The organism is Streptomyces hiroshimensis (assembly GCF_014650335.1).
Lineage (GTDB): Bacteria > Actinomycetota > Actinomycetes > Streptomycetales > Streptomycetaceae > Streptomyces > Streptomyces hiroshimensis.
In genome coordinates, this window is the sequence record NZ_BMUT01000006.1 from 203,421 (window position 1) to 216,430 (window position 13,010).

Here is a 13,010-nt window from a genome sequence, read left to right on the forward strand (position 1 = left end):
GGCTTCCAGCCGCTTCGAACGGCGAACCGAAGGACCGCTGTGCCACCCCGTGTTCCTCACGACAGGGTGATCTCGTAACGGAGACGCTGACGATGGGCGGGCATGGTCATCAGGTCCACCTGGACGGGCCGGTCGCCGGCATCGAGGGTGAGCCGGGTGAGCCGGAGAACGGGTTCGCCGGGGGCGGTGCCGAGCGCATGCCGTTCGCCGTCGGTGGGCATCCGCGCGACGACGTCCTCGCGAACGGTCGCTCCCGCGTACCCGAGCCGCGCGAGCAGGGTGACGGCCCCGCCGGGGATCTTCGCGGTCCCGGCGAGCGGGGTGCCGCGGGCGATGGAGGCGGGGTAGTAGGTGTCGGTGAGCTCGCAGGGCCGCTCGTCGAGCAGCATCAGCCGTTGCCGCACGACCACGGTCTCGCCGGGCGGGACACGGAGCAGCTCGGCGACGACGTCCGGGGCGGGGACTTCACCGGCGTGGACGATCTTCTGCCGCCCGCGGCGCCCTTGGGCGGCGGTCTCCGCGCTCCAGGCGTCGGGGCTGCCGTCGGGACGGGCGGTGAGGTAGGGCAGGGAACTGCTGACCCAGCGGGCGTCGGTCACGGTGTCCCCAACTCACGTTCCCGGACGGCCCGGGTGAAGGAACGGTACGGCGCAGCGGCGAAACGGAGGGTCGGCCCTCCGGGCCGTTTGGAGTCGCGTATGAGGACGGGTTCGGTGTCCTCTGCGAGAGCGATCTCTACGCAGTCCTCAACGGTGGCGCTGTAGCTGCTCTTCTTGAACTTCATCATGCCTCCTTGACAACCCTTGCGATGAAGTCGCGGCTCGTGTCCGCATCCAGGGCTTGCGCCCACAGGTGATCGAATGCAGCGGTGTACCGCGTGACGAGGGTGTCTTCGTCCAGGTATACAGAGGTCGCGAGCGGCTCCACTGCAACGACGGGATCGCCCACGTCGAAGTGGAACACCGTGTAGGAGCCGTTGATTCCAGTGTGCGCCCCTGAGCTGAAGGGGAGAACCTGCAGCTCGATATTCGGCTGCTTTGATACGGCGATGAGGTGCTTGAGCTGCCCTCGGAGAACGCCGATACTGCCCATCTCGCGCCGGAGGCATGCCTCGTCAAGGACACACCGCAACGAGAGTGGGGGCCTGGTGGTCTGCCCGCTCGGCGCACTCGCCAGGATGTCCTGTCGCTTCATGCGCAGGTCGACGAAATTCCGTACGTCACGTGGGGTGCTCCATGCGCTGCCGCCTTCGATGACGGCCTGGGCGTAGTCCGCTGTCTGCAGCAGGCCCGGAATGACGATAGCCGCGTAGGCGTCGGTGCGGGTGGCGATCTCTTCCAACTCGATGAAGTCGGCGAACGGTGGACGAATCACGTCTTTGTACTGCGCGTAAATGCTCCGCTGGCGGGCACTGTTGGCCAGCCTCGCGATCTCCGTCGTCTCCGCGATGCGCGCTTCGTCCGTGACCCCGTATGCAGCAAAGAGCTTCTCCAGATCGGGGCGCTGCCTACCATTCTCGATCTTGCTCAAGGTCGGCCCGGACATGCCCAGCAGCCCGGCCGCCTCTGCAAGGTTGAGCCCGGCCCTCACCCGCATCGTCTTCAAGATCGCCCCTAGCCTCCGGCGCAGCAGGGTGGGCGTGACATCGGACATGTGATCACCTCCGTGGGGGCTGACTCTATCGACACCAACTCACCTGATGTGTCGGCGTGTTCACTCCATCGTGTCAACTTTCTGGCGAAAGTATCGACCGAAAGGCTCGCCAGGCACAGCATGAGGCTGTCGTGAGGCAGGCGAGTCGGCTAGGGGAGGCGCGAGGCGATGACGTACAGGATCGGTGCGTTCGTGGTGGACATGCGGGAGGGGCGAATCGCGCAGGTGATCGGGGCTGCGGGGAGTCGCGTCACCCTGCGTCGTCCCGGCGGGGGCCTCGAATGGGAGGCGCCGTTCGCTTCCTTGCGGCTTGCGACGCGGGAGGACCGGGAGGCGGCCGGGTTGTGGCCGGCCGGGTCCCGGCCCATGTACGGGTGCGGGGACTGCGCGCAGCTGGCGGCTGCCTATAAGGAGGCCGCCGCCGGGGACGATCCGGTCACGACCGGGGACGCCCTGGTGCTCCAGCGCCGTCACTGGCGCACCGTGCACATGGGGGGTGCGTGACCGTGCGGACGACCTGCACGCACCGCGGAGGCTGGGCGGCCCGGACGCGGGGCGAGGCCCGCTGCCGCGATTGCGGGACCGTCCGCTTCACCGAGTACGCCGCCCTCCGGCCGCCGGGCCTGCCGCACGCACTCACCCCGAAGCCGAGGGACGCCCGCAGGGCAGATCGCGCCGCGGTGATGTGGATCGCGAACCTGCCCCGCAGGCGGGTTAGGGCGAGTGACTGAGGGGCCGGTCGCGGCCGGCAGGGCGTGGCGGGCGCAGGCCGGGTCTATCCGCGGCCCGAAGGTGACTCGGTGATGCCGGCCGAGGTCGGTCCGGGTTTCGTGTGGAGGATCGCACGGGCCTGCTCCGCGGCGCGGACGATGCTTTCGGAGACGAAGTCGGCGAAGCGGGCGATGTTTTCGAGGCGGGTGGCGGCCGGGGTGTCGGGGCCGAGGACGCCGACGCCCTCCCGTGCGATCGCGACGAGGTGGGCGGTGCCGCGGGCGCTGGCCATCATCGACTCGTACCAGACGTCGTCGTCGACGATGTAGCGCTCGCGGCGGCGCTCGTCGCGTTCCCGGCGGACGAGGCCCTGGCTTTCGAGGAACGCGATCGCTTTGGAGACGGATGCCGGGCTGACCTGGAGGCGCTGGACGAGTTCGGACGCGGTGAGGCTGCCCGCGTCGGTGAGGGTGAGACAGGCCAGCACCCGGGACATCATCTTGGGTACGCCGGAAGCCATGAGGACGCTGGTGAACGTCTCCTCGTACTCGCGCACGGCCTCGGCGTCGCGTCCGTGGGCCTGCGGAGGCGCCTCCGCCCCCTGGGGTGCTGCCTGCTTGCGCCGGTGGGCGCGGCGTTCGGTGGCGCGGTGGGCCAGGTCGGCGCGGTAGGCGGTGGGGCCGCCGTTGCGCATCACTTCGCGCGTGACCGTCGAGGTGGGGCGGTCGAGGCGCCGGGCGATCTCCGCGTAGGCGAGGCCGTCGGCCAGCCCCAGCGCGATCTGCTGACGTTCCTGCTGGGTGAGCCTGCCTCCCGGCATCGCGGTCTCCTTTATGCCCCTTGGCGGTTCCTGGTTCCTGGTGTCCCCAGCGTAGCGTTCGCTTTCAATTCATTGCAACGAACGGGCGTCTTCGTTGCGTTAAACCCCAGGCCGTTGCAACGATTTTATGGCTTTGACCTGCAGTGATGCTGATTTTGTGCAACGAGTGTGTTGATGGATCCATGAATGCAACGTAGCTTTTCGTTCATCAGAAACGACGCAGTGAACACACCGAAGGAAAACGCCATGCAGAAGTTCGACACCGCCGCCCCCGTCTCCGCCGTCCTCGACATCCCCGCGGGACGTATCCGGTTCATCGCCGCCGACCGGGCCGACACCACGGTCGAGGTCCTGCCCGAAGACGCCTCGAAGAGCCGTGACGTGAAGGCGGCGGAGCAGATCACGGTCGCCTACGGCGACGGCGTCCTGCGGATCGAGGCCGCAGCGGCGAAGAACCGGATCCTCGGCAACCCCGGGGCCGTCGAGGTGACCGTCCAGCTGCCCGCCGGCTCCCGTGTCGAGGCGAAGGCCGCGAGTGCCGAACTCCGCGGCGTCGGACGGCTCGGCGACGTCGCCTTCGAGGGCGCGCACGGCACGGTCAAGCTCGACGAGACCGCGAGCGCCCGCCTCACCCTCCAGGCCGGTGACATCTCCGTCGGCCGCCTGGGCGGGCCCGCGGAGATCAGCACCCAGAAGGGCGACCTCCACATCACCGAAGCCGTGCACGGCACGGTCACGCTGCGCACCGAGCACGGCGACATCTCGGTCGGCGCCGCCCGCGGAGTCTCCGCCACCCTCGACGCCGGCACCTCCTACGGCCGCATCCACAACACGCTCCAGAACAGCGACGGCTCCACCGCCGGCCTGAACATCCACGCGACCACCGCGTACGGCGACATCACCGCCCGCAGCCTCTGACCTACAGCCTCTGACCTACAGCCTCTGACCCGCAGCGCCCCGAAGGAGCACCACCATGACGAACGTGACCCGCAAGACCCCCGGAGTCCTCGACGCCGCCGGGCCGGCTCGCCCGGAGCTGCAGAAGGTCATCGAGGAGATGGTCGATTCCGGTTTCACCGGGGTGCAGTTGCGCGTGCACGACGAGCGGGGCGAGTGGGTCGGCACCGCCGGGGCGGCCGAACCGGGCGGGGCCGCGAAGCCGCCGACGAACGGGTATGTACGGATCGGCAGCAACACCAAGACCTTCACCGCGGCCCTGGCGCTGCAGCTGGTGGCCGAGGGCAGGATCGGGCTGGACACCCCGGTGGCCGACTACCTGCCCGCGTACGGGCCGGACCCGCGGATCACGGTGCGGATGCTGCTGCAGCACACCAGCGGGGTCTTCAACTTCACCGGCGAGTACTACGACGACGGGACGTTCGCGCCGGGGATCCCCGCCACGACCGCGGGCCGGGAGTGGGTCGGCAACCGGTTCAAGACCTACCGGCCGGAGGAGCTGGTACGGCTGGCGCTGTCCAAGCCGGCGCGGTTCGAGCCGGGGACGGACTGGAGCTACTCCAACACCAACTACGTACTGGCCAGGCTGCTGATCGAGAAGGTCACCGGCCGCCCGTTCGCCGAGGAGATGCAGCGGCTGGTCCTGGGACCGCTCGGGCTGTCGGACACCGTGGTGCCGGACACCGACCCGGAGGTCCCCGAGCCGCACGCCCACGCCTACTACCGGTACGAGGAGGAGGACGGCGGCGGGCAGAAGACGGTCGACGTCACCCGCCAGAACCCCTCCTGGATCTCCACCGGCGGAGACATGATCTCGACCACCCGGGACCTCCACACGTTCATCTCCGCACTGATGGGCGGCAGGCTCCTGCCGGCCCCGCTGCTGGCCGAGATGTGCAAGCCGCATCCCAAGGCCGGCTACGGCCTGGGGGTGTTCGTTCAGGACACGGGCGAAAACGGCGGCACCGTCATCACCCACAACGGCGGCATGGCGGGCCACGCGGCGCTGATGTACAGCACGCCCGACGGCAGCAGGACCCTGACCGCCGCACTGAACTACGTGGACGACGCAGCCCTGTCCCTGGCCGGGCCGTTCCAGAAGGCGACGCAGAGGCTCGTCGACGAGGTGTTCTGCTCGCCCGCTCACTGAACTAGCGCAGCGCGTTCCCCAGCAGATCCGCGCCCAGGCGGCCGACCAGGTCGATGTCCAGTTCGTGGAAGACGTACCGGCCTTGTCTGCGGGTGCGGGTGAGGCCCGCCTTCTTCAGGACGCCGAGATGCCGGGACACCTCCGGTGCCGTGAGGCCGTTGGCGTCCGCCAGTTCCGTGGTGGAGTGGGGGCCCCGGGCGAGGGTCCGGCACAGGCGGAGCCGGAGGGGGTGGGCGACGGCCTCCAGGCGCTGCTGGACCGTCGCCAGCGAGAGCACCGGCGGCAGCTCGGGGACCGCGACGGGGTACTGGAGAACCGGCCGGTCGCCGTGGGCGTCCCGGATGACGAGGTGCGGCCATCCGAAGGCCGTGGGGAGGAAGACCAGCCCGGAGGCGGAGGCCTTCACCCGGCCGTCCTGCAGCTTGTCGACCACCAGGTGGTTGCGCCCGGCGTCCAGCGTGATGGCGGGGGAGGCCGCGGCGACGGCGTCCCCCAGGCCGCGGTGTCTGAGCAGTTCGTTCTTGTGACGGGCGTCGGCGGCCAGCCGCGGCCGGACCTGCTGCCAGACCTCACCGAAGAAGAGCTGCTCGCACTCCTCCAGCAGCCGGCGCAGCCACGTACGTACCGCGTGCGGGTCCTCCAGCAGCCGGTCGGCGAACGCCGCCTGCCGCAGCCCGCGCGCCGCGGCGAGCTCCCGGGCCCGCCGGCGGTCCTCCGCCCGGCGCAGCGGGGACGGCCTGGGGTGAGCGAACGACGTGGCGCAGGAGATCTCCACCGCGGCGACGACGAAGGCGTCGTCGTCCAGCCGGTCCCATGCGTCCAGCTCCTCTCCGAGGCCGGCCGCCGCGGTCCCCGGCAGGAACAGGTCCGAACGCGTGGAACGCCAGAGGATGTCCGCCTCGTAGAGCCTGTCGGCCAGATCCGGAGGGAGCAGGTCCCTGGTCCGGGTGGCCCATTCGAGGAGACCGGGGTGGTGGGACGGCTCGGCCAGGACGTGCAACGCCGCGCCCAGCTCGGCGAGCGGGGACACCGCGAAGGACACACGCTCCGGCGGTACGTCCGAGACGTCGATCACCACACTCATCGCTTCAGTGTGCCGTTCCCGCGAGAGCGCACACAAAGCCCCCGGTGGCTGCTGCCACCGGGGGCTTTGCTCGGGCCGGGGGCTACTTCACGCCCAGCATCTGCTCGATCGGGTCGAGGAAGAAGTACACGAGGAAGCACAGCCCGACCACGTTCAGCAGCCACGGGATCTCGCGGGCCCGCCGGTCGGCGACGCGCAGCAGGATGAAGGCGAGGACGCCGATCCCGATGCCGTTGGTGATCGAGTACGTGAACGGCATCGCGATGATCGTCAGGAACGCCGGCACCGCGATGGTGAAGTCGCTCCAGTCGATCTCCTTGACGTTGGCCGCCATGATCAGGAAGCCGACGACCAGCAGCGCGGGCGTGGCGGCCTGCGAGGGGACGACCGTGGCCAGCGGGGTGAAGACCAGGGCGAGGAGGAAGAGCCCGCCGGTCATCAGGTTGGCCAGGCCCGTGCGGGCGCCTTCGCCGACGCCCGCCGTGGACTCCACGAAGCAGGTGTTGGCCGAGGCCGAGCCCAGGCCGCCGCCGGCGACGGCGATGCCGTCGACCATCAGGATCTTGCCCATGTTCGGCAGCTGGCCGTTCTCGTCCGTCAGCCCGGCCTCCTCGCCGACGCCGATGATCGTGCCCATCGCGTCGAAGAAGCCCGACAGCAGCACGGTGAAGACGAACAGGCAGCCGGTCAGCAGCCCGACCTCCCGGAAGCCGCCGAAGAGGCTGATGTGCCCGATGAGGCCGAAGTCGGGGGCGCTCACGATCTTGTCCGGCACCTGGGGGACGGACAGGCCCCAGCTCGTGCCCGGGATCTTCGCGAGCGAGTTGATCACGATGGCGGCGAACGTCATCACGACGATGCCGATGAGGATCGCGCCGCGCGTCTTCCGTACGACGAGGATGAACGTCAGGGCGAGGCCGGCGACGAAGACCAGCACCGGCCAGCCCTGCAGCTGGCCGCCCTGGCCGAGGCCCAGCGGCACGGTGGTGTGCGCGGCGTCCGGGTTACGGGTGACGAAGCCGGAGTCGACCAGGCCGATCAGCGAGATGAACAGGCCGATGCCGATCGCGATCGCGCGCCGCAGCCCGCCCGGGATGGCGTCCATGACGCGCTGCCGCAGACCGGAGGCGACGAGCACCATCAGCACCAGGCCCGCCAGTACGACCATGCCCATCGCGTCGGGCCAGCTCATCTTGGGCGCGAGCTGGAGCGAGACGACGGCGTTGATGCCGAGGCCGGCGGCGCAGGCGATCGGCACGTTGCCGATCACGCCCATCAGGACGGTGCTGAGTCCGGCCATCAGGGCGGTGGCCGTGACCAGCTGGGCGTTGTCCAGCTGGTGACCGAACTTGTCCTGGCCGGCCCCGAGGATGATCGGGTTCAGTACGACGATGTAGGCCATCGCGAAGAAGGTGGCCAGGCCGCCGCGGAGCTCCCGGGAGACGGACGAGCCCCGCTCGGTGATCCGGAAGTACCGGTCGAGGGCGCCCTTGGGCTGGGATGGCTCGGACGGCTGGGACGGCGGGGACGGCTGCTGGGCGTCGACCGGGGAAGTGGCCGAGGAGGGCATACGGGACCTCAGTCGGATGGGCCTACACGGAGGACGTAGGCGGCGGGGGGACACGCGAAAGGATCATGGACTGTATGATCGAACAAAGCCGGCCAGTCATTTTCCGTTCGATTCAGTATGAATAAACAAGCGCGGGATTGCTATCTCCGCGCGTAGACCCTTATGCGCCAAGGGCTCCGCGCGCTGGTCCCGGGGTTCGTGCCCGGCTCCCGGGGTTCGCGCCGGGCCCCCGGCCCCCACGGACTACGCTTGCGCCCATGACGAAGTGGACACCCAGGCACGAAGCGCCGGAGCCCCTGGAGGGCAACGTCGTCGCCACCATCACCGGCGGCACCGTCATCTGGTTCGTCCTCTTCCTCGTCCAGATCCCCTTCTACGGCTGGTTCCGGGACCACGGTCACCTGTGGTGGGTGTGGACGTGCCTGGCCGGCGGCGGGCTCGGCCTTGTCGGCGTCTGGTACGTCCGCAAGCGTGACGCGGCGATCCGGCGTGCGGCGGAAGGCCGCGAAGAAGCGGCGGGAAGCGCGGCCCGCTGAGGTTCGGGCCGTCCCGCCGTTCGAAAGGCACAGCGCCCAGCGTCCCCGTACCGTCGGACTCATGAGCGATCCGGCGCAGACCGCGACCGAGGAGCACCTGCCGGCGCCGCACCCGGGCCTGAGCGCGCCCGAGGTCGCCGAGCGGGTGGCCCGGGGCGAGGTCAACGACGTACCCGTCCGCTCCTCGCGCTCCACCACGGAGATCGTCCGGGCCAATGTCTTCACCCGGTTCAACGCCATCATCGGCGTTCTTTTTCTGATCATCCTCGTCGTGGGGCCCCTCCAGGACGGCCTCTTCGGCTTCGTGATCGTCGCCAACACCGCGATCGGCATCGTCCAGGAGCTGCGGGCCAAGAAGACCCTCGACTCGCTCGCCGTCATCGGCGAGGCCAGGCCGACCGTGCGCCGCGACGGCGCGCCCTGTGCGATCCCGACCGGGGAGATCGTCCTGGACGACGTGATCGAGCTGGGCCCGGGCGACAAGTGCGTCGTGGACGGCCGGGTCGTGGAGGCCGACGGGCTGGAGATCGACGAGTCGCTGCTGACCGGTGAGGCCGACCCCGTACTGAAGCGGCCCGGGGACCCCGTCATGTCCGGGTCCTTCGTCGTGGCGGGCGGCGGCGCCTTCGCCGCGACCAAGGTCGGTCGCGAGGCGTACGCGGCCCAGCTCGCCGAGGAGGCCTCCCGCTTCACGCTCGTCCACTCCGAGCTGCGCACCGGCATCAGCCGGATCCTCAAGTACGTGACGTGGATGATGATCCCGACGGCCGTCGGTCTGATCGCCAGCCAGTGGATCGTCCAGGAACACGACTGGAGGGAGGCCGTCCGGCGGATGGTGGCGGGGATCGTGCCCATGGTCCCCGAGGGGCTGGTGCTGCTCACCTCCGTGGCCTTCGCGATCGGCGTGATCCGGCTGGGGCGCAAGCAGTGCCTGGTGCAGGAGCTGCCCGCGATCGAGGGGCTGGCCCGCGTCGACGTCGTCTGCCTGGACAAGACGGGCACCCTCACCGAGGGCGGCATGGACGTCAGCGAGCTACGGCTGCTGGACGGCGCGGCGAAGGCCGCGGCGGACGGCGAGGTGGACGAGGCGTACGTGCGCCAGGTGCTCGGAGCCTTCGGCGAGGCCGACCCCCGGCCCAACGCCAGCCTCCAGGCGATCATCGACGCCTATCCTGCGGCGGCGCGCTGGCGCTGCACCGAGTCGCTGCCCTTCTCCTCCGCCCGCAAGTACAGCGGCGCCGCGCTGAGCGCCCCCGACGGCGAGAGCGGCACGTGGCTGCTCGGCGCGCCCGACGTCCTGCTGGCCGCGGGCGACCCGGCGCTCGCCCAGGTCGAGGAGCTCAACGCCCGCGGCCTGCGGGTACTGCTGCTCGCCCGCGCCGCGCACGAGCTGGACGACCCGCGCGTCACCGACGGCGTCCGCCCCACGGGGCTGATCGTCCTCGAACAGCGGCTGCGCCCGGACGCGGGCGACACCCTGCGCTACTTCGCCGAGCAGAACGTCTCCGCCAAGGTCATCTCGGGCGACAACGCCGTCTCCGTCGGCGCCGTCGCCGCCAAGCTGGGCCTGACCGGCGCCAAGGGCCCGGTCGACGCGCGGCGGCTGCCCGCCGGGCAGGACGAGATGGGCGCCGCCCTGGACGAGGGCGCCGTCTTCGGGCGGGTCACCCCGCAGCAGAAGCGGGACATGGTCGGCGCGCTGCAGGCCCGGGGGCACACCGTCGCCATGACCGGCGACGGCGTCAACGACGTCCTCGCGCTGAAGGACGCCGACATCGGCGTCTCGATGGGCTCGGGCTCCGAGGCGACCCGGGCCGTCGCCCAGATCGTGCTGCTGAACAACAGCTTCGCCACGCTGCCGTCGGTGGTGGCGGAGGGGCGCCGGGTCATCGGCAACATCACGCGCGTGGCGACGCTGTTCCTGACCAAGACCGTCTACTCGGTGCTGCTGGCGGTCCTCGTCGTCTGCTCGCAGGTGCCGTACCCCTTCCTGCCGCGCCACCTGACGCTGCTCTCCACGCTCACCATCGGCGTGCCCGCCTTCTTCCTGGCCCTCGCGCCGAACAAGGAGCGCGCGAAGCCGCACTTCGTGCGCCGGGTGATGCGCTACGCCATCCCGGCGGGCGCCATCGCCGGGGCCGCGACCTTCGCCGCGTACCTGCTGGCCCGGCACTACTACGCGGGTCCGGGCGCCCTGGACGCGGAGACCAGCGTGGCCACGCTGACGCTCTTCCTGATCTCGCTGTGGGTGCTCGCGATCATCGCGCGCCCGTACACCTGGTGGCGGATCGGCCTCGTCCTGGCCATGGGTGCGGGCTTCCTCGTCGTGCTCGTCACGCCCTGGCTGCAGCACTTCTTCGCGCTGAAGCTCGTGGGCGCGACGATGCCCTGGGCCGCCGTCGCCATCGCGGCGACGGCCTCCGGGGCGCTGGAGATCGCGTGGCGCTGGGTGGACCGGCGCTTTCCTGCCTGAGGGGCCTTCGTCCTTCCTGCCCGAGGAGCCTTCGTCCCGGTCAGGCGCCGGCCTCTCCCGGTCAGGCGCTGGCCTTCTCGTCCTCCAGCATTTCGCGGATCTGCTCGCGCAGCGCGGAGCTGTCCGGGTGCTTGTGCCAGGAGACGGCGTGCTCGGTGGCGGCGCGGATGACCTCGTCCTCCTCACCGGTGATGGTCAGCGAGCAGTTCGTCTCGCTGGGGAACCTGCGGCAGTCGGCGACTTTCCTGGTCATGACGGCCTCCCGGGGGTGCGTTCACTGGGCCGCACTTCCAGCCTAGGCGGTGCGGGCGGCAGTCTCCGCGGCCCCCGCAGCTTCAGCGGCCTCCGTGGCCTTCGCTATCTCCGCCACCTCCGCGTCGACCATCTTCTCCATCGGGTCGGCGGCCAGCCCGCCGCCGACGACCATCGCGCCGACGATCGCGACACCCAGGATCACGTTCCCCAGCCACACCATCGTGTCGACCGGCAGGGTGTACGCGCCCACGACCCTGGCCACGCACTCGGCCAGCAGCGCCGTCCCCCACACGAGCGAGAACGTCCGCTCGGCACGCCGGAACCGCGCGTCGCGGGCCGACAGCCGGTCCCAGGCGCCCATCCGTACGGGGTCGCCCTTGACCACCCACGGCTTGAGCCCGTTGGTCATCATCGGCTGCGAGGCGAACGCGGAGATCAGCACGGCGAGACCGACGACGCTGCTCACGGCGCTGTCCTTGGCCAGCATCAGCCGGGCATCCCCGCTGACCGTGCTGAGCAGCAGCCCTACGAGGTTGACGACGAGGATCAGCGCGGCGAGCCCGTTGACCCGGCGGTCCTTGACCAGGCCCCAGACCGTCCGCGCGGCGGGCAGCGCGCTGCTCCAGCCCAGGGCCGCGACCGTGCTCATGCCGAAACCCTTGCTGAGCGCGTAGTACGCCGCCATCGGCAGGACGGCGTCCACCAGCAGCGGTGCGAAGCTCTCCCAGAGCGCCCGCCCGCGCGGGACGGCCGGGGCACCGGCGGCGGCCGGTTGCGCGGCGGTCGCCGGCCCGGTGGAGGCCGCCGGCGGCGTGGCGGTCGCTGTCTGCTTGGTGACGGCGGTGTTGCTCATGGTCGGGCCCCCGAGTCCGCGGTGTGTGCCCCCGTAGGCCGTGCGGCTTCCGGGCGTGCGTACTCCTACTCTCGCGGCCGGCCCGGTGCCGCGACAGTGTCGTTGATCAGCGACTGACCGTGACTTTTGTCAGGGCCGGGGAGGGAGGGCGTCCGCCACGACCCCGCCCGACAGCTCCATCACCTGCGCGACGAAGTGCCCCCGCCGCACCCCGAGCCGGCGCAGCGCCGCCCCGTGGTCCGCGGCGACGAAGACGGCGGCGGCGCCGAGCAGCAGCCGCCAGCCGGTCATCGCCGGTCGGCGCAGCGGCCCGGGCAGGGTGCCCACCGACTGGCGCAGGCGCAGGCAGTGGAAGGGGATATGACGTTGTTCGTCGGCCAGGATGCGGGCTGCGACCTCGGAGGGGAGTGCCTGTCCGACGCCGTCGCGGACCGCCCGGTAGTAGGGGACGGCGACGAGCTCGGCGATGGTGAGGACCATCAGTTCCAGGCGCAGCCCGAACAGCCGCCGGACCCGGACGAAGATCGCGTCGCTCCAGTGCCCGTCGAGGAGCGGTGCGCCGTCGGCGGCGAGCAGCAGAGCGAGCAGGCGCGCGTGGTTCTGCTCCTCGGCGACGAAGAGGCGGACGGCGGCGGCGTAGTCGGGGTCGCCCGCCCGGTCCGCCTTGCCGATCAGGTTCGCGCCGTCGCCGCTCTCGCCGACCTGGAAGCGCTGGAGGCTGCTGCGGACGGCGCGGGGCAGGCGGACGTCCTGCGCCCAGTCCGGGTCGCCGGTCCGGCGCCGCCGCCCGGCCTCGTCGGTGAAGTGCCGCACCCAGTCGGCGAAGGTGGCCGGCTGCGCAACCGCGCCCGGGTCCGCGGTCGTGTTCCCGCCTGTGGCCGTGTGCGTGCTCGTCGTACGTGCGTGAGTGCCGTCCGTGTCGTGCATGCTTTGCATGGCGTTCCCCCG

At 70.8% G+C, this 13,010-nt stretch carries 15 protein-coding genes; 6 read left to right on the top strand and 9 right to left on the bottom strand.

The genetic code is table 11. The features are described 5' to 3' along the window. Positions 1–56 precede the first annotated feature (56 nt). From IE241_RS15975 to IE241_RS15985, 3 genes are read right to left on the bottom strand one after another with little or no spacing between them, the layout of a single operon-like run. Positions 57–599 (bottom strand): GntR family transcriptional regulator, encoded by a 543-nt coding sequence (locus IE241_RS15975; RefSeq protein ID WP_190022395.1) that lies wholly within the window; start codon positions 597–599, stop codon positions 57–59. Beyond that, positions 596–787: a DUF397 domain-containing protein gene (locus tag IE241_RS15980; RefSeq protein WP_190022396.1), complete on the bottom strand. Its 192-nt coding sequence runs from the start codon at positions 785–787 to the stop codon at positions 596–598. Before IE241_RS15980 ends, IE241_RS15975 begins: the two co-directional genes overlap by 4 nt. Next, entirely contained in the window at positions 784–1,653 is an 870-nt protein-coding gene (locus tag IE241_RS15985) for a helix-turn-helix domain-containing protein (RefSeq protein ID WP_190022397.1), read from the bottom strand. Before IE241_RS15985 ends, IE241_RS15980 begins: the two co-directional genes overlap by 4 nt. Before the next feature lie 168 nt (positions 1,654–1,821). On the opposite strand from IE241_RS15985, the gene IE241_RS15990 reads away from it, so the two are divergent. Together IE241_RS15990 and IE241_RS34970 are read left to right on the top strand one after the other, a co-directional pair. Next, positions 1,822–2,157, top strand: a complete 336-nt coding sequence (locus IE241_RS15990; RefSeq protein WP_190022398.1) for a hypothetical protein — start codon at positions 1,822–1,824, stop codon at positions 2,155–2,157. 2 nt (positions 2,158–2,159) lie between these two features. Further along, positions 2,160–2,384, top strand: coding sequence for a DUF6255 family natural product biosynthesis protein (locus tag IE241_RS34970; protein ID WP_373300695.1), 225 nt, complete (start codon positions 2,160–2,162; stop codon positions 2,382–2,384). A gap of 44 nt (positions 2,385–2,428) precedes the next feature. On the opposite strand, the gene IE241_RS15995 is transcribed toward IE241_RS34970, so the two are convergent. Then, complete coding sequence (locus tag IE241_RS15995; protein WP_190022399.1) at positions 2,429–3,184, bottom strand: GbsR/MarR family transcriptional regulator; 756 nt, start codon at positions 3,182–3,184, stop codon at positions 2,429–2,431. 246 nt (positions 3,185–3,430) lie between these two features. Between IE241_RS15995 and IE241_RS16000 the strand changes: the two genes are divergently transcribed. Together IE241_RS16000 and IE241_RS16005 are read left to right on the top strand one after the other, a co-directional pair. Continuing rightward, positions 3,431–4,102, top strand: coding sequence for a DUF4097 family beta strand repeat-containing protein (locus tag IE241_RS16000; protein WP_190022400.1), 672 nt, complete (start codon positions 3,431–3,433; stop codon positions 4,100–4,102). 55 nt (positions 4,103–4,157) lie between these two features. Continuing rightward, positions 4,158–5,291, top strand: a complete 1,134-nt coding sequence (locus IE241_RS16005; protein WP_190022401.1) for a serine hydrolase domain-containing protein — start codon at positions 4,158–4,160, stop codon at positions 5,289–5,291. 1 nt (position 5,292) lies between these two features. On the opposite strand, the gene IE241_RS16010 is transcribed toward IE241_RS16005, so the two are convergent. Beyond that, entirely contained in the window at positions 5,293–6,375 is a 1,083-nt protein-coding gene (locus IE241_RS16010; RefSeq protein WP_190022402.1) for a DUF5937 family protein, read from the bottom strand. 82 nt (positions 6,376–6,457) lie between these two features. After that, the gene (locus tag IE241_RS16015; protein WP_190022403.1) at positions 6,458–7,945 is read right to left on the bottom strand and encodes an NCS2 family permease; all 1,488 of its coding nucleotides are present in this window, start codon (positions 7,943–7,945) and stop codon (positions 6,458–6,460) included. Between the two features lie 257 nt (positions 7,946–8,202). Here IE241_RS16015 and IE241_RS16020 point away from each other — a divergent pair, with 257 nt between their 5' ends. Together IE241_RS16020 and IE241_RS16025 are read left to right on the top strand one after the other, a co-directional pair. Next, the gene (locus IE241_RS16020; RefSeq protein ID WP_190022404.1) at positions 8,203–8,481 is read left to right on the top strand and encodes a DUF2530 domain-containing protein; all 279 of its coding nucleotides are present in this window, start codon (positions 8,203–8,205) and stop codon (positions 8,479–8,481) included. A gap of 61 nt (positions 8,482–8,542) precedes the next feature. Then, positions 8,543–10,954 carry an HAD-IC family P-type ATPase gene (locus tag IE241_RS16025; protein ID WP_190022405.1) on the top strand — a complete coding sequence of 804 codons (2,412 nt, stop codon included), beginning with the start codon at positions 8,543–8,545 and terminating at the stop codon, positions 10,952–10,954. Positions 10,955–11,015: 61 nt separating this feature from the next. On the opposite strand, the gene IE241_RS16030 is transcribed toward IE241_RS16025, so the two are convergent. The 3 genes from IE241_RS16030 to IE241_RS16040 all read right to left on the bottom strand — a co-directional run bounded on the left by IE241_RS16030 (position 11,016) and on the right by IE241_RS16040 (position 12,989). After that, the gene (locus IE241_RS16030) at positions 11,016–11,207 is read right to left on the bottom strand and encodes a DUF1059 domain-containing protein (RefSeq protein WP_190022406.1); all 192 of its coding nucleotides are present in this window, start codon (positions 11,205–11,207) and stop codon (positions 11,016–11,018) included. A gap of 42 nt (positions 11,208–11,249) precedes the next feature. Next, positions 11,250–12,062, bottom strand: coding sequence for a VC0807 family protein (locus IE241_RS16035; RefSeq protein ID WP_190022407.1), 813 nt, complete (start codon positions 12,060–12,062; stop codon positions 11,250–11,252). A 129-nt stretch (positions 12,063–12,191) separates the two neighbouring features. Beyond that, complete coding sequence (locus IE241_RS16040; protein WP_229899317.1) at positions 12,192–12,989, bottom strand: ferritin-like domain-containing protein; 798 nt, start codon at positions 12,987–12,989, stop codon at positions 12,192–12,194. Positions 12,990–13,010 lie beyond the last annotated feature (21 nt).

Excerpts from the sequence above, each read along its gene's own strand:
- IE241_RS16035 (WP_190022407.1), bottom strand. The coding sequence starts at position 12,062 with ATGAGCAACACCGCCGTCACCAAGCAGACAGCGACCGCCACGCCGCCG.
- IE241_RS16030 (WP_190022406.1), bottom strand. The coding sequence starts at position 11,207 with ATGACCAGGAAAGTCGCCGACTGCCGCAGGTTCCCCAGCGAGACGAAC.
- IE241_RS16020 (WP_190022404.1), top strand. The coding sequence starts at position 8,203 with ATGACGAAGTGGACACCCAGGCACGAAGCGCCGGAGCCCCTGGAGGGC.
- IE241_RS15985 (WP_190022397.1), bottom strand. The coding sequence starts at position 1,653 with ATGTCCGATGTCACGCCCACCCTGCTGCGCCGGAGGCTAGGGGCGATC.
- IE241_RS16010 (WP_190022402.1), bottom strand. The coding sequence starts at position 6,375 with ATGAGTGTGGTGATCGACGTCTCGGACGTACCGCCGGAGCGTGTGTCC.
- IE241_RS16005 (WP_190022401.1), top strand. The coding sequence starts at position 4,158 with ATGACGAACGTGACCCGCAAGACCCCCGGAGTCCTCGACGCCGCCGGG.
- IE241_RS15995 (WP_190022399.1), bottom strand. The coding sequence starts at position 3,184 with ATGCCGGGAGGCAGGCTCACCCAGCAGGAACGTCAGCAGATCGCGCTG.
- IE241_RS15990 (WP_190022398.1), top strand. The coding sequence starts at position 1,822 with ATGACGTACAGGATCGGTGCGTTCGTGGTGGACATGCGGGAGGGGCGA.
- IE241_RS16040 (WP_229899317.1), bottom strand. The coding sequence starts at position 12,989 with ATGCACGACACGGACGGCACTCACGCACGTACGACGAGCACGCACACG.
- IE241_RS16025 (WP_190022405.1), top strand. The coding sequence starts at position 8,543 with ATGAGCGATCCGGCGCAGACCGCGACCGAGGAGCACCTGCCGGCGCCG.
- IE241_RS16015 (WP_190022403.1), bottom strand. The coding sequence starts at position 7,945 with ATGCCCTCCTCGGCCACTTCCCCGGTCGACGCCCAGCAGCCGTCCCCG.
- IE241_RS16000 (WP_190022400.1), top strand. The coding sequence starts at position 3,431 with ATGCAGAAGTTCGACACCGCCGCCCCCGTCTCCGCCGTCCTCGACATC.
- IE241_RS15980 (WP_190022396.1), bottom strand. The coding sequence starts at position 787 with ATGATGAAGTTCAAGAAGAGCAGCTACAGCGCCACCGTTGAGGACTGC.